The sequence below is a fragment of the Mycoplasma zalophi genome, assembly GCF_018914005.1.
Classification (GTDB): Bacteria; Bacillota_I; Bacilli_A; order Mycoplasmatales; family Metamycoplasmataceae; genus Metamycoplasma; species Metamycoplasma zalophi_A.
The window spans coordinates 63,481-79,550 of sequence record NZ_JAHMHI010000001.1 but is presented as its reverse complement, the minus strand read 5'-3'; the positions used below and the strand labels follow the sequence as shown (position 1 = coordinate 79,550).

The window sequence follows — 16,070 nt, the reverse complement described above, 5'->3', positions numbered from 1 at the left end:
AAAACTAAAGGAGTAAAAATGACACCACATATAAATGCAAAAGATAATGAAATAGCAAAATATGTTCTTATGCCAGGAGATCCATTAAGAGCAAAATATATTGCTGAAAATTACTTAACAAATGTAAAATTAGTTTCAAATGTAAGAAACGTATTTATGTACACAGGAGATTACAAAGGTAACAAAGTAAGTGTGTGTGCATCAGGAATGGGAATTCCTTCAATTGGAATTTATGCTTATGAATTATATAATTTCTATGGAGTGGAAGCTATTGTTAGAGTCGGTTCTGCTGGATCATATGAAAAGGATTTAGCGCTTTATGATTTAGTATTAGCTTCTAGCTGTTATGGAGAAAATATAAGTTTTAGAAAAGCTTTTAGTCTTCCAGAAGAACATACGGCTTTTCCTAATGAAATACTAAATTCACAAATTGAAAATAGTTCAAAAGAATTAAACATTGATTTAAAAACTTTACATATTCATTCAGAAGATGCTTTTTATACCGACGAAAATGTTGAAACAAGAAAATCAAGAAGTAATAATGCTGCTTGTGTTGAAATGGAAAGTTATGGATTATTCACAATAGCACAAAAACTAAATAAAAAAGCTGCATGTCTTTTAACCATTTCTGATAATTTAGTAACAAATGAATACACCACAAGTGATGAAAGAGAAAAATCATTTAATAAAATGATGGAATTAGCTTTATCAGTCGCTAAGGATTATCAATAATGAGAATGATAGATTTAATTGATTTAAAAGCTAACGGAAAAGAATTAAATCAAGAACAAATAAATTTTATTATTACAAATTATGTAAATAAAAATATTCCTGATTATCAAATGGCTAGTTTATTAATGGCCATTAGACTAAAATCAATGACTGATAAAGAAATTTCTTATTTAACAGAAGCTATGATGAATAGTGGGAAAGTTCTAAATTGAGATTTTTTAAATACCATAGTAGTTGATAAGCATTCAACTGGTGGTGTTGGAGATAAAACTAGTATAGTTTTAGCTCCGTTACTCGCTTCTTTAGGTTTAACAATGGCAAAAATGTCAGGACGTGGATTAGGTCACACCGGTGGTACTATTGATAAATTAGAAACAATTAGTGGTTTTAAAATTTCATTAACAGATGAAGAATTTAAACAAACAGTTAAAGAACATGGTTTAGCTTTAGTAGGACAAGATAAAGAATTAGTACCTGCTGATAAATTAATTTATGCATTAAGAGATGTAACTGCAACAGTTCAATCAATCCCTTTAATAGCTTCAAGTATTATGTCTAAAAAACTTGCAACTGGTTCTAATGTGATTTTATTAGATGTTAAATGTGGTTCAGGTGCTTTTATGAAAAATATAGAAGAAGCTACTGAACTAGCAAACCAAATGGTTAATATTGGAAAAAACCTAGGTAGAAAAGTTTTAGTTGAAATTACAAATATGCAACAACCACTAGGAAGAGCTATTGGTAATAAAAATGAAATTTTAGAAGCTGTTGATACTTTAAAAGGAAATGGACCTGAGCAATTTAAGGAATTAATTTATTCATCTGCAACAAGTTTATTATTAGAAACAAATAAAGCAAAAACTTTAGCAGAAGCAAAAAAATTAATTGATGAAGTTATTGAAAATGGTAAAGCTTTTGAAAAATTCAAAGATTGAATTAAATCACAAGGTGGAAATATTGATGAAATCTTTGATAAAAATTGATACGCACCAAAATACAAAAAAGAAATTATTGCTCATAAATCAGGTTATTTAGAAATTTTAAGTTCACTTGAATTTGGAATCGCTGCTATGAAATTAGGTGCAGGAAGAAAAACCAAAGAAGATAAAATTGATAATGAAGCTGGAATTTATTTAAATAAACTAACAAATGAAAAAGTTATTGATGGAGAAGTTTTATTCACTTTATATTCATCAAATCCGATTCCGCAAGATATAATTGATGACTTAAAAGATTTTTGACAAATAAATGACAATCAAATTGAAAGTCCAATTATACTTAAAAAAATTCAGTAGGAGAAAATATGGAATATAACAGAATGGTAGATCATACTTTATTAAAACCAGAAGCAACACAAAAAGAGATTGACAAATTAATAGATGAAGCTAAAAAATATAATTTTTGAAGCATTTGTATAAATCCAAGTTGAATTAAATATGCATTTGAAAAATTAAAAGATTCAAATACACTAATTTGTACAGTAGTTGGATTTCCATTAGGGGCTATGAGTACACAAGCAAAAGTTTTTGAAACAAAACTAGCTTTGAATCATGGAGCAAAAGAAATTGATATGGTAATTAACATTGGTCGTTTTAAAGATGGTCAATATGATTATGTTTTAAATGAAATTAAAGCAATTAAAGAAGCGTGTGGAAATAATGTCTTAAAAGTTATTGTTGAAACTGCATTATTAACAAATTGAGAGATTGAAAAAGCTACAGAAATAGTATTACAATCAGGTGCTGATTTCATTAAAACATCAACAGGTTTTAGTTATCGTGGTGCCAACTTTGAAGATATCCAGATCATGAAAAAAATTGCCCAAGACAAGCTTTTAATAAAAGCTGCCGGAGGAATTAAATCATACGAAGATATGCAAAAAATGGCAGAACTTGGCGCAAATAGATTTGGAATGAGTAAATCAGTTGCAATTTTTGAAGAAAAGAGAAACTAACCATGGTAGAAATATTTAATCACCCACTTATAAAAACAAAATTAACAACAATGAGAAATAAAGATACTTCTCACGATGTATTTAGAAAAAATTTAAATGAAATAGCATCATTAATGGTTTTTGAGGTTTTAAGAGATTATAAACCTCGACAAGCAACAATAAAAACACCAATAGGTGAAGAAACAACAGGATATTTTTTAGATAAAGAAATTGTTATTGTCCCTATTTTAAGAGCAGGTCTAGGTATGGTTCAGGGAATTTTAGATTTAGTTCCCCAGGCAAGAGTTGGACATATAGGAATTTACCGTGATGAAAAAACTTTTGAAGCAATTGATTACTTTTATAAAGTTCCAAATGTTTCAAAAGATTCATACGTTTTAGTAGTTGATCCTATGTTGGCAACAGGCGTTAGTGCATACGATGCTATAAACAGGTTAAAACAAGAAGGATTTACTAATATAAAATTAGTGTGTTTAGTAGGTGTGGATAAGGGAGTTGAAAGAATTCAACAAGCTTTTCCAGATGTTGATATTTATTTAGCAACAAAGGATGATTATTTAAATGAAAATAATTACATTGTCCCAGGATTAGGTGATGCTGGTGATAGATTATTTGGTACAAAATAAAGAGAGTTAATCACTCTTTTTTATTTTTTAGCACTTTTTTAGTTAGAGTGCTAAAAATTTGCTATAATTTGTAATAATGAAAATGAAAGGAAATAACATGAAACATCCTATAATCGGTATCAAAGATAAAGTTTTAATGGTAGATGATTTATTAGAAATCACCATTGGAAAAATAGATAGTTTAAAAATATTAGATTATGCTATAAAAAATAATGAAAAAATTGTTATTACGACATTAAAAAAACACACACCAACAACAAAAACTTTAGAAAATTTTTATGAATATGGAGTTATTGCTGAAATAGTAGAAGTAAAAGCACAAAATAAAACGAATTCAAATAATAAAATTGTTGTTTTCAAAGGTTTAAAGAAAGTTTTATTAAAAAATATATTGCCTTTAAATGTTTCAGAAACTGAAGAAGATATAATCGAAGATGGAAATGTAGAAGTTGAAGAAGTTAATGAATATGTTTCTAATTTAGATATGCTTAAAGAAATGCTAAATAAAATTGCTGATGTATTTTCAAAAGGAGCATATTCAACAAATGATTATTCTTCATCAAGACAAATTGATATTAATGAAATCGCAAAGCAATTAACAAGCACAGTACAAACTTTAGACGAAGCAGGAGCTAAATCAATTTTATTAACAATAATCCAAGCGCAAAAATTAAAAACTACTGAAAAATACAAAGTATTTCAAGAAAATGATTTTGTTTTAAAATCCGAAAAACTTCTTGAATATATTTTGATTCAATTTAAATTACAATTAATTGATAATGAAATTGATAGCACATTAAGAGGTGAATTAGAAGAACAACAAAAAGAATTTCTATTGCGTGAAAGATTAAGAATTATTCAAAAATCATTAGGAGATGAAGAAACTGAAACAAATTATGAAGAATCAGTTTCTAATGCAGAACTAAAACAACAATTTCCAGAAGTAGTTATAAAAGCAATTGAAAAAGAAAAATCAAAAACAAAAAATATGATGCCTGCAAGTCCTGAAGCTAATATTTCAAAAAATTATGTTGATTTATTACAAGTTTTACCTTGAAGAAAAGTGGCTTCAGAAAACTTAGATTTAGTAAATGCAAAAAAAATTCTAGATGAACATCATTATGGTTTAAAAGACCCAAAAGAAAGAATTTTAGAATTTATTGCTGTTTTAACACACAATAAATTACAAAAATCTCATAAAAATGATTTAATTAAATTACCTGATACTGATAAATTTTTTATTGATAAAACACTATTTGTAAGTAAGGAAGGAAGTTTAGTTAATGAATCAACTCAACCTATGCCAATTTTAACATTAATAGGGCCTCCAGGTGTTGGAAAAACAACATTAGTTCGTTCAATAGCTAAAGCGCTTGAAAGACCTTATATTAAGGTATCTTTAGGTGGAGTTAAAGATGAAAGTGAAATTAGAGGACATCGTCGTACCTATGTAGGTGCTATGCCTGGAAAAATTATTAATGCTATTAAAAAAGCAGGTGTTTCAAATCCGGTTGTTCTATTAGATGAAATAGATAAAATGTCAGCTGATTATCGTGGTGATCCTACTTCTGCTTTATTAGAAGTTTTAGATCCCGAACAAAACGTTAATTTCCAAGATCATTATTTAGAAATAGAATATGACTTATCAAAAGTATTATTTATAGCAACTGCAAACTATTTTGAAAATATCCCTGAAGCCCTTGTTGATAGGGTTGAAATGATTGAATTAAGTTCATATACTTCAATTGAAAAATTACAAATTGCAAAAAAACACTTAATCCCTAAAGTATTAGAATTTAATTCACTAACCAAAAATCAATTTAAAATTACAGATGATATTTTAAATTACATTATAAAATATTACACACGTGAATCAGGAGTTCGTGAATTAAGTAGAATTTTAGATAAAATCGCAAGAAAAATAGTTGTTAAACTATTAAGTAAAGAAGTTGAAGATGAATTTAATATTACCCTAGAGGAAGTAACTAATTTCCTAGGACCTATAAAATTTGAAGATGCAGAAAATGAAAAAGAAGATCAAATAGGTTCAGTAAATGGATTAGCTTGAACAAGTTATGGTGGTTCTACACTTGCAATTGAAGTAAGTACTTTCGCAGGAAAAGAAGGATTAAAATTAACAGGTTCTTTAAAAGAAGTTATGCAAGAATCAGCACAAATTGCCTTAAATTATGTAAGATCTCATGCAGAGGAATTTGATATTGATTTTGATTTTGAAAATAATACAATTCATATTCACGTTCCAGAAGGAGCAGTTCCAAAAGATGGTCCAAGTGCTGGAGTAACATTTACAACAGCAATAATTAGTGCTCTTTCTAAAAAACCAGTTTCACCAACTGTTGCAATGACAGGAGAAATTACTTTAAGAGGTAAAGTTCTACCAATCGGTGGTTTAAAAGAAAAATCACTAGCAGCTTCTAAGTTTGGAATAAAAACAATATTTATTCCTAAAAACAATGAAAAGAATTTAGTAGATGTTCCTGAAGAAGTTAAAAGACAAATTGAATTTGTACCAGTTTCAGAATATACACAAATCTATAATCGTTTATTTAAAAAATAATATAAAAAATACCAAACTATAATGCTTGGTATTTTTTTAAACTTTCAATTTCTTTAGCTGTTAATTCTCTTGATTGTCCTCTTCGCAAATTAGAATCTTCAATAGATGCAAATGATTTTCTATGAAGGTTTATAACAAGATTTCCAACTTCTTTAAATAAATTTTTTACGTGATGGTATCTTCCCTCTTGCAAAGTAACTTCATAATTTAACTCATCTAAATATACAACTTTTTGTAAAGATCTTTTACCTTCAATAAAAACATTATTAGAATTTAAAAAATCAAGTTCTTTACCGCTTAATTTTTTTTGCAATGTTGCTATATATACTCTTGGTATATTATTTCGAGGATGAAGTAATTTATTCGTTAATTCCCCATCATTTGTAATTAATAAAATACCTGTTGTATCAAAATCTAATCTTCCTACTGGATAAACATACTCAGAAGTTTTTAAAAAGTTTTTAATTGTTTTTCTTCCTTGAGGATCACTTAAAGTCGATACAACATATTTAGGTTTATTTAAAACTATATAAATTTGCGAATTATTATTTATAACAAGTTTATTTTTATAATAGATTTTATCTGTTTTTGATACTCTATCACCTAAATTTGCTATTTTATTATTAATTTTAAAGTAACCTTTTGTTATTTCTTCTTCTGCTTTTCTTCTACTCATTAGTCCAGAAGAAGAAACAAATTTTTGTAATTTTTCTGTTTCTTGGTTCATAATATTGTTTAAATTATACAGTTTTTAATACTAATTTAAAAAAATAAAGTATAATAATAAAGCATTTGCCGTCATAGCTCAGGGGCAGAGCACTTCCATGGTAAGGAAGGGGTCGCTGGTTCAATTCCAGTTGACGGCACCATATCATTTTTGACCGAATTAGCTATTTGCTAATTTTTTATATTCTAAAAATCGTATTTTTAGGCAAAAAAATAGTGAAATGTTGCATTTTTGTCAATTTTTTATAAATAAACTTTTTAAAAGTTAAAAAAATATTTTTTTATTTTAAAGATTATTAATATATAATTAAGTAATAAATAGAATATTTAGAAAGGGAAATATGAAAAAGTCAAAGAAAATTTTACTTACTAGCTTGTTAGCAATATCATCAGTTTCTGCTATTTCTGCTGCTTTTGCTTTAAATGCAAATCAAAACAATAAACAAAATGATATCATTGCAAGTTTTGAAGTATCAACAGCTGGTAAAGAAGAACACCAAGCAGAACCATTTGATGGACAGGAAGAAGGACAATTCAAAGTTGATACAGCCAATGAAGCAAAAGATTACTATACTGCTTTATATGATAAAATACTTGAAATCGTAAATGATCAATTAACAAGCACAGATTCTTCTGAAGAATGATCTGTAAAACCTGAAACCAAAGAAAACATAATTAATCAAAAAACTGTTTATTTAAGAGCAATTGATCAATTTAAACCATATTGAGATCAGGCTAAGAATCAAATAGTTCCAGCAATTGATAAAAGTTTAAAAGTTGTTATCAATGCTATATTTAAAAAAGAAACTAAATTAGTTGAAGCTTCATTAGATTATCCTGATAAAAAAACAACTATGTTCAATGATGCTACTCCAACAAAATTTATCAAAAATTACACTTTTAACTTAAAAGATGAAAAATATAGAATTTCAAAACAAACAGAAAATAATGAAGTTACAAAAAATGATAAATATGCGAGTTGAACATTTAGAAACCAACTTTCATTAATAGAAAAGAAAGATGATCTTAATTCGAAAGTATTTAATGACTTTGTTATTAAACAAAAAGTAAATGTTGTTACTGAAAATGACGGTGGAATTTTTACATATACAGAAGAAAAATTATCAATCGATGAATTCAAGGATTTAGAAGTTGAAACTAAAATCTACGAAGATCTATTAACAGAAATTGAAGGAATACTTCAAGGAACTAATGATGAAAAATTTGCAGAACCAAAAGCTAAATTACAAGAAACATTAGATAACGTAAAAGAAGAATATGCAAATATGGAATTTAGTTTTGATAATCCAAAAACATTCCAAACTAAAGCATTAAGTGCTAAACTTCAAGAAGCTAAAGAAGAATTTAAAACATCTAACTTATACTTAAATTACTACTACAAATTACAAGAATTCAAAGATTTAAATAAAGAAAATCCAGTTGATGCATGAATTTTTGATGAAGTTCAAACTGTTGCTAACTTAAATTTAAATGAACAATCAGAAAATCAACAATTAATTGATGCATACAATACATTAAATGAAATATCTAAAAAATATGTTCCAGTTAAAACATTTAATGATACAGTTAATACAAATACAAGTAATAACAAAATTAAAGAATTAACTTTAAAAGAATTGGCAAGTTACTTAGCAAATCCATCTGCTGAAAAATTACAAGAAATTAAAGACCAATATTTAGCTTGAGAAGTTCAATGAGTTGATACATTTGAAACTATGAGTAAAATTGTTGCAAATGATAACATTTCAGAAGATCAAATTAAACAAATTAAAAATGTTTTAGTAAATGAATTACCAAACATAAAATTAACAAAAGAAATTCAACAATTAACAGAACAAGTTGCAGATCTAAAAACTGGAAAATCTACATATGATTTAAAACAACTTGAATTTACAAAATCATCAGAAAATAATCGTGATATGTTAGACAATCTTCTACAAAACGATGAAAATACTTATAAAAATTCATTCTGATTATTAATGATATTAGTTGTTCCAGTTCTAATTATTCCAGCAATGATTTTCTTCTTTGTAAACAAAAGAAATAAAAAAGATAAAGAAGAAAAATAAAAAATAAAATTTGGCATAATAGCCAAATTTTTTAGTATTTTTTGTAAAGAAAAAGTTGCCAAAGCAACTTTATTAGAAATATCAATAATGGCAGGGGTAGCAAGACTCGAACTCACAACACACAGGGTTGAAGCCTGTTGTTCTACCATTGAACTATACCCCTAAGTGATATTTGCTCTATTATTATACAATAAAACTAATATTTTTTAATAATTTCAATAATATCAATCACTTTAGAGATATTTAACAATTCTTCATCAGAAACAGAAATATTAAATATAGATTCTAATTCTACAACAATTTGTACTAAATCAAGCGAATCTATATTTAGTTCTTTAATCTCTGAATTTAAATTTATTTTTGTTTTTGTGTAATTTTGTAGTGTTTCAAACACTTTTTGTTGAATATCATTTTTCATAATAATATTATTATACAAAATAAAAGAAAAAAGCAAATTTATTGCTTGTTTTTATGTTTTAATAACTTATTTATAAAGATTTATAAATATAAAAACACCAAAAAAAGGTGTTTGGTGTTTTAAATATTTTTACCAGTTTTTGTTTCTCAATTAGGTAAATTATTAAATTGTTCGGAGTCATATTTTTCTGGGTATAAATAACTTAGTAGTCTCATTCTTTCATAAAATGATCCTGGGTTTTGTGTTGTACTACCATTCCCAAAAAATGAATTAGCATTTGTATCTACTATCATAACATTTGAACGATAATAAGAAGATTCAGTTACTAGTCCAGTTATATTTCCTTCTGAATCAAAAGCCATACTTCCTGATGCTCCACTTTGTAAATCAAATATTTTTGAACTTAAAGGAACTGTTGGCATTTTTGACATCGCACCTGGATATAAAAGACCTTCTATCCCTCTTTCATCCATACTCCCAATTATATATTCACGGTATCTTTTTGCATCTAAGCTATCTGGATTAGCAGCTTGTTTTCCAATTGGAAAAGAAGCTAGTGATCAATTTAAATTAACTAATTGTGATAAATGTAAGTTATGTTTACTTGGTTTAAGATTTTTTAATTCTTTTAATGTTTTAAAGAATTTATATGTTTTATAAATATTTGGATCATTTTGATCAACAACTACGCCATCATAGTAAACTTTATTATCTTTTTCTTCAAATATTGAATAAAAGTCTTTAAAATCAGCAATAGCAACAATTAAATCAGCACTAGAAAGTGAATGAGTATTTCTTCCATATTGTCCTTCACCATAAATATTTCATGTACTATTGTAATTTATATCACCGAAATTATTTTTGAAATCTTTATAACTTGTAGGAAAAGCTTTATCATTATGAAAGTTTGTAATAATTTTTACACCAACTGTAGGTTTAGCTCATTTTCTTGATTCAAACACCAATCCTCTTTTATCGCTTTTATTAATGTTTCAACCACCTTGCGGTTCAGGAAGATCTATAGGAAGATTAAAATAATTATTAGAAAATTCTCTTATTTCTTTTTCACCTCAAACATGTTGATTAGTAGTAATAAAAAACTTAAAGTCATTAGGATCATTAGGTTTTACTTTACCAATTACATTTCAAGTACCTTGTCCACGCATTTGCCGAGAAGCGAAATTAAATACTCTTTGTCTTGCGTTAAGTACATTTTTTTCATTATTATTGAAATAAACACGTTTAGATGAACCTTCTAGTGTTGTTTTTAAATGCTCATAATTATCTTTAAAATTTAATTGTTCAAGACCTATTGATAATATTTCTTTATTATAAATGGGTTTATATTCTATAGGATTTAATTGCCCATTTAAATCAGCTCAATGAACAAAAAATAAAGAACTACCTAAAAAAGCTGAATTATTTAAAGATAAATAATGATCACCTAATGTATCAAAAATTTTTATATCATCATTTCTTGAATTAATTGAAAATGTCAATTTTTTTGTTGTGTTATCGTATTTAATGCTAAAACTATATCTAAAATCAATTAGTTTTTTTAAGTTTAATTCATCTTCTTTTGAATTCCGTATTGCTAAATATTCAAAACCTAAGTTATTGATAGTTTGTTCTTCTAATATTCTTTTGTAAGGGATAGTTAAATAAACAAATGATTTAGACATATTTTTTACAGAAGAATTAATTCGATAACCAGTTTTGTTGTATCTAAAAAATGGTTCAGGTTCTATTATATCAATAACTTGTCTTTGCTTAGGGTCAAATTCAAAACCAAGTACAAAGAATGCATCATCTAAATGTTTATCTAAATTACTAAAAGAAGATAAATCTTTTGTTATAGAAGCTTCTGTAAAATCTTTGTTAATATTTCAACTTAAGTTATTAATTATTTCTCTTGGTGAAATAAAATGAGTATTAACTTTTTTATTATTTTTTATTAAATTAAATTTATCTAAATTAGTATTTAAATACTCATTTTTAGATTTTATTTTGTTATTTATTTTATCTTCAAATAAAGTTGCTTGATATTTATATCAATTTTCTCGTTTGTAATTGACAATAGCATAATGATTTTGGAGTGTGTATTCAATGTTTGATTCTTGATCTTTTTTATTTATTAAATCATTTTTTGTACAGCCTGTATTTTCTTTATAAATAAAATTATTATCTTTTTGGTCGTCATTTATGAAATTGTATAATAATTTTTTGTTATTTAATTTTTCTAAACTTTTTGAAAATTTAGCTTCATTTACAAATTCATTAAGTGAAAAACTATCAACAATTCTTATTTTTTGTAGTTCATATTCAATATTTTCATAAAAACCATTTAAATTAAATTTTTGTAACTTATTAAATGGAATGAGTACTTTTTGTTCTGAAAGAAATAAATTATTATAAATGCTTTCATATTGTGTTTCACCAACAAACGGACTTAAACGTTTAAATGTTAATTCTAATTTTTTATTTTGAAAAATTTCAAGATCATCATTATTAAAATCAATAGCAACTGAACCTAGTATTTGTCTATTTTTATTATCAAGATAAAAATTTAATTTGTTAATTTGAAATTCTTTGAAAGTATTAGCGCTATTAAATATAGTTTCTTGATCATTAATATCATATTCAAATAATTCTTTATCTATTTTTATTTTAGTTACTATTAATTTTGAAATATCCTTAGGAAAATCAATATTTTCATAAATAAATGAGTTTTGAGAATTCTTTTTTAATTTATAAAGATTAGAAAAAGGATTAAATGGATCTAAGCTTTTTATTTCTAATTCAATTTCTTTATTTACAAAATCTTGAGAATTTTGAAAATTAACCACTAAATTATTATTTTCAACTGAAATTTTAGTTAATTTTGGCCCCTTTTTAAATAATGATAAAAATTCATTTCCATTATCTTGGTTTTTTATTTCGATATTAGGTATATTTTCAAGTCATTTTCATTCTTCGTTATTTTTCTTAACTTGTATTCCTAAAATTTTATCAACTTCTGAAATTTCAAATGATTCGGCTGTGGCAATTAATTTTGAAAAATTATCTGTTTCTACTACTTGGTTATATTGATTACCTTTTTTATAGTTAAATTTCACATTTATTATTTGTTTATTTTTCTTTAATAATACAAGTTGCATTTCATTAGGAAAATTTGTTAAATTATTAAAATTTTTATCATAAAATTGCAAACTAAAAGTATGTATATTTTGAGTTTCATCTCAAGTTTTTCAATCGGTAATGCTTTTTATTACAACATTATCTTCAAGTTTAAAAGAATCTAAAAGAGGTAATAAATAATTGTTTGATTTTAATTGGTATATAATATCATTTTTTTGAACATTTAAAAGAGAAATTTTATCAGTTTTATTAATGTTTTGAATTTGTGCTACAAACATTTTATTTGATTTATTATTATCGCTATAAACGAGATCAACTAAATGATTCTGATTTTTATTTGTATATTGTAATTTGTAATTATTTAAATCATCTAAAGAAAGTTTTGAACTAATATATAAAGTTAATGTATTATTTTTTAAATAAGAATGACTTAATTCAAAAGCATTAAATTTTGAAATATCAAAATGTTTATTTTGTTGATTTTTTGCATTATTCTTGGTTTTCAATCATGTATTATAAATTCTAAAATCAGAATCATCTAAATTAAATTCACTAATATCATTTACATTAATTGAAGGTCTTTTTGTGTAATTATCAATTAAATTAAAATTAGGATTATAAAAGCTTTTACTTGGAGTGTTTTCTATATCTAATTCTTGTTCTTGATTTGGTGTATTTTGAATATTTTGATTTTCTTTTTGTGGTGAACCAGATTTGATGTCTTCTTTAGTTTCAGAATTATTTTTATCTTCATTTTCATTTTTTGGCCCTAATTCAGATTGAATATCTTTTTTAGGTTTATTATTAGTTTCACCTTTAGTGTTTAAATCATTTTTATTTGTTGTGTTGGAATTATCTTTATTTTCATTTTTTCGTACTTTGTTTGTTGTGTTATTATTTGTGCTTTCTTGTTTATTTTGGTTTTTATTAGTGATATTTTTTGAGTTATTTTTTTCAGTTTCACTTTTTTTATCAATATTTTCTGGTGTCTTATAGCAAGAAACTACAGCCGGAACAATAGCTGATATTGATAATGGAAGAGTCAATAAAAGTAGGTAATTTGTTTTTTTCATAAATAGTCCTTAAATTTAAAGATAATTATATAGATTTATTGCTTTTTAAAGTGATTTTTCTGTTTATTTCCAAAAAAATTGAGCAAAAAGTCAAAAAAATACTCAAAAAATCATTTATTTTAGTCTAAAATTTATCACAAAACATAAAAATATACTTTTTGAGTATTTTTTGTTTGTTTTTCTGTGTTAATTGGCAAAATAATGCTTGTTAAAGTATAATATAATATAAATCATATAAAATGGGGGATGAATATGCAAATACTTTTAGATGGGAAAAAACTAGCTAATTTGCTCGAGCAAAAAATTTCAAATATTTTAAAAAAACTTAATTTAAATCCACTTCCTAAATTAGGAATTATTCAAGTTGGTGATTTAGAAGAATCAAATATTTATATTAGACACAAATTAGATACTGCAAAAAGATTAGGTTTTGAAGCTTTATTATTTAAATATCCTGAAAATATTTCAAATGAAACCCTTTTAAATGAAATTAAAAATATTCAACAAAAAGTGAATGGATTGATAGTACAACTACCACTTCCATCACATTTAAATAAAAGCCAAATTTTAAATAATATTAACGAAGAAAAAGACATTGATGGTTTAAATGAAATTAATGCTTATAAATTAAAAAATCAACAAAATGGTTTTTTACCAGCAACTGCTTTAGGTATTATTATTCTTGCAAATTATTATAAAATTAATTTAACTACTACTAGCATTGGCGTTGTAGGTGAAAGTCAAATAGTTGGTCTACCTGTTAAATATGCTTTATTATACAAAAACAAAAATGTAACCAGTTATAACAAAGAATCAAATATTGACTATTTAAATAAACATGATGTTTTAATAGTTGCAACCGGCGTAAAACATCTTATTACAAAAAAATACGTAAAACATGATGCAAGTGTTTTTGACGTAGGAATTCACAGAGATAAAAACAATAAAATTACAGGCGATTGTGATTTTGAAGATATTAAAGATATGTGTTATGCAATTACACCAGTCCCTGGTGGTGTAGGTCCTATGACTGTAATTTCTCTAATAATTAATTTACTAATTTCATATACAAAAACACACACACAATACAAAGAATATTTTAAAGATATCTTAGATTTAGCTAATTTTTCAAAGTAAATTAGTAAATATGTTATATTTTAATTAATAAAGGAGTTATATTTATGAGTAGATTAGTATTTTTACTTGTTTCATTTTTTCTAGGTGGGCTAGGTATTGATAGATTTATGAAAGGTCAAATAGGATTAGGTGTATTAAAACTAATAACAGGTGGGGGATTTGGAATATGATGATTAATTGATTTGATATTAATCGCAACTGGCTCAATCAATCCACCTCAAAATTTCTAAAAATCAAAAATTTTGATCATTAAAATAAAAATATGTTAAAATATAGAAGCATTAAAAGCAAAAAGAAGATTCATTTCTCACCTTGGTCTATTTAAAGATCGGGTTGCTACTATGTTTTTACATATTGTAGTGAGAAGTGGATAAAACCACTTTTTTTATTTATTAAGGAGATACTTATTCAATCAAATCAAAAACAATTTCAAAAAGATAAAAGACCAAAAAGCGAACACGTTTTAAATAACGATATTCCATACAAAAAAGTATTTGTACTAGATTCAAATGGAGAAAAAATTGGTGTTTTAGATAAAAAAGAAGCAATTGAAATGGCTAAAGCTGACAAAATGGATTTAGTTTTAATTTCAATCGCTAACAATAAACCAATAACTAAAATATTAGATTATGGTAAATTTAAATACGAAAGAAAGAAAAAAGCCAAAGAAACAAAAGAAAAACAAGCTGTAACAATAAATCGTGAAGTTCGTCTAACAGTTAATATCGGAGATCATGATTTACAAACTAAAGCAAGAAAAGCCAAAGAATTTTTATTAAATGGTGATAGAGTTAAAGTAAGTTTAAAATTTAGAGGAAGGGAAATGATTCGCCCTGAAATTGGTCAAGAAGTTATCAATAAATTTTATTCTTATGTAGAAGATGTTGCAAAAATTTCAAAAGAAGCAACACTAGTAAACGACCGTTTCTTGGATATGTATTTAGAAAAAGATAAAAAGAAAGTGCTACAACTAGAAAAAAATAAAGAAACAAATGAAGAAGGAGATACAAATGCCTAAAATGAAAACTAAAAGTGCTTTAAAAAAACGTATTAAAGTCACTGCATCAGGAAAAATTAAACGTGGAAAAGCATATCGTTCACACCTTGCTCAAAACAAAACAACAAAACAAAAAAGACAATCACGTAAATCAGGTTTAATGGCTAAATCAGATTACAAAAGATTAAAAGAATTAATATAGGAAAGGATTTAATATGCGTGTAAAAGGCGGAACAGTTACAAGAGCAAGACGTAACAAATGACTAAAATTAGCTAAAGGATACTGAGGACACAAATCAATCGGTTATAAAGTAGCTAAACAAGCAGTAGTTAAATCATGAACTTATGCATTTAGAGATAGAAAACAAGTAAAACGTGATTTTAGAAAATTATGAATAGCTCGTATTAATGCAGCAGCAAGACCATTGGGAATTTCTTATTCACGTCTAATTGATGGATTAAAAAAATCAAATATTCAAGTTAATAGAAAAATGCTAAGTGAATTAGCAATCAATTATCCAAAAACATTTGAAGAATTAGTAAATCAAGCTAAAAAAGCTTTAAACTAATTAATTCTTAATAGATAGTTTAACTATCTATT

At 25.5% G+C, this 16,070-nt stretch carries 14 protein-coding genes and 2 tRNA genes; 12 read left to right on the top strand and 4 right to left on the bottom strand.

Annotation, left to right across the window (positions count from 1 at the left end; translation table 4 throughout):
- Positions 1-18: 18 nt before the first annotated feature.
- The 5 genes from deoD (at position 19) to lon (ending at position 5,890) form a co-directional block, all read left to right on the top strand.
- A complete protein-coding gene (gene deoD / locus KQ877_RS00425; protein ID WP_216488943.1) occupies positions 19-732 on the top strand; it encodes a purine-nucleoside phosphorylase in 714 nt (237 codons plus the stop codon).
- A complete protein-coding gene (locus tag KQ877_RS00420; protein ID WP_216535684.1) occupies positions 732-2,027 on the top strand; it encodes a thymidine phosphorylase in 1,296 nt (431 codons plus the stop codon). The genes deoD and KQ877_RS00420 overlap by 1 nt, the downstream gene beginning before the upstream one ends.
- 8 nt (positions 2,028-2,035) lie before the next feature.
- Positions 2,036-2,686, top strand: coding sequence for a deoxyribose-phosphate aldolase (deoC, locus tag KQ877_RS00415; protein ID WP_216535683.1), 651 nt, complete (start codon positions 2,036-2,038; stop codon positions 2,684-2,686).
- Positions 2,687-2,688: 2 nt separating this feature from the next.
- Positions 2,689-3,312: a uracil phosphoribosyltransferase gene (gene upp / locus KQ877_RS00410; protein ID WP_216488949.1), complete on the top strand. Its 624-nt coding sequence runs from the start codon at positions 2,689-2,691 to the stop codon at positions 3,310-3,312.
- A 97-nt stretch (positions 3,313-3,409) separates the two neighbouring features.
- Positions 3,410-5,890: an endopeptidase La gene (gene lon, locus KQ877_RS00405; RefSeq protein WP_216535682.1), complete on the top strand. Its 2,481-nt coding sequence runs from the start codon at positions 3,410-3,412 to the stop codon at positions 5,888-5,890.
- A gap of 16 nt (positions 5,891-5,906) precedes the next feature.
- Here the strand turns inward: lon and KQ877_RS00400 are convergent, their stop codons facing one another.
- Positions 5,907-6,617: a pseudouridine synthase gene (locus KQ877_RS00400; RefSeq protein WP_216488954.1), complete on the bottom strand. Its 711-nt coding sequence runs from the start codon at positions 6,615-6,617 to the stop codon at positions 5,907-5,909.
- A gap of 67 nt (positions 6,618-6,684) precedes the next feature.
- Between KQ877_RS00400 and KQ877_RS00395 the strand changes: the two genes are divergently transcribed.
- A tRNA-Thr gene (locus KQ877_RS00395) sits at positions 6,685-6,759 on the top strand.
- A 198-nt stretch (positions 6,760-6,957) separates the two neighbouring features.
- Positions 6,958-8,706, top strand: a complete 1,749-nt coding sequence (locus tag KQ877_RS00390) for a hypothetical protein (protein WP_216535681.1) — start codon at positions 6,958-6,960, stop codon at positions 8,704-8,706.
- A gap of 88 nt (positions 8,707-8,794) precedes the next feature.
- On the opposite strand, the gene KQ877_RS00385 is transcribed toward KQ877_RS00390, so the two are convergent.
- From KQ877_RS00385 to KQ877_RS00375, 3 genes are all read right to left on the bottom strand, one after another.
- Positions 8,795-8,869, bottom strand: a tRNA-Trp gene (locus KQ877_RS00385).
- Positions 8,870-8,902: 33 nt separating this feature from the next.
- The gene (locus KQ877_RS00380) at positions 8,903-9,124 is read right to left on the bottom strand and encodes an acyl carrier protein (RefSeq protein WP_216488958.1); all 222 of its coding nucleotides are present in this window, start codon (positions 9,122-9,124) and stop codon (positions 8,903-8,905) included.
- 119 nt (positions 9,125-9,243) lie between these two features.
- On the bottom strand, positions 9,244-13,335 hold the full coding sequence (locus tag KQ877_RS00375; protein ID WP_216535680.1) for a hypothetical protein: 4,092 nt from the start codon (positions 13,333-13,335) through the stop codon (positions 9,244-9,246).
- 252 nt (positions 13,336-13,587) lie between these two features.
- Between KQ877_RS00375 and KQ877_RS00370 the strand changes: the two genes are divergently transcribed.
- From KQ877_RS00370 to rplT, 5 genes are all read left to right on the top strand, one after another.
- The gene (locus KQ877_RS00370) at positions 13,588-14,472 is read left to right on the top strand and encodes a bifunctional 5,10-methylenetetrahydrofolate dehydrogenase/5,10-methenyltetrahydrofolate cyclohydrolase (RefSeq protein WP_216488962.1); all 885 of its coding nucleotides are present in this window, start codon (positions 13,588-13,590) and stop codon (positions 14,470-14,472) included.
- Between the two features lie 44 nt (positions 14,473-14,516).
- Positions 14,517-14,702, top strand: a complete 186-nt coding sequence (locus KQ877_RS00365) for a TM2 domain-containing protein (RefSeq protein ID WP_216488964.1) — start codon at positions 14,517-14,519, stop codon at positions 14,700-14,702.
- 155 nt (positions 14,703-14,857) lie between these two features.
- On the top strand, positions 14,858-15,490 hold the full coding sequence (gene infC / locus KQ877_RS00360) for a translation initiation factor IF-3 (protein ID WP_373422491.1): 633 nt from the start codon (positions 14,858-14,860) through the stop codon (positions 15,488-15,490).
- Positions 15,483-15,671 (top strand): 50S ribosomal protein L35, encoded by a 189-nt coding sequence (rpmI, locus tag KQ877_RS00355; protein WP_216488966.1) that lies wholly within the window; start codon positions 15,483-15,485, stop codon positions 15,669-15,671. The genes infC and rpmI overlap by 8 nt, the downstream gene beginning before the upstream one ends.
- A 13-nt stretch (positions 15,672-15,684) precedes the next feature.
- The gene (rplT, locus tag KQ877_RS00350; RefSeq protein ID WP_216488969.1) at positions 15,685-16,038 is read left to right on the top strand and encodes a 50S ribosomal protein L20; all 354 of its coding nucleotides are present in this window, start codon (positions 15,685-15,687) and stop codon (positions 16,036-16,038) included.
- Positions 16,039-16,070: the final 32 nt, after the last annotated feature.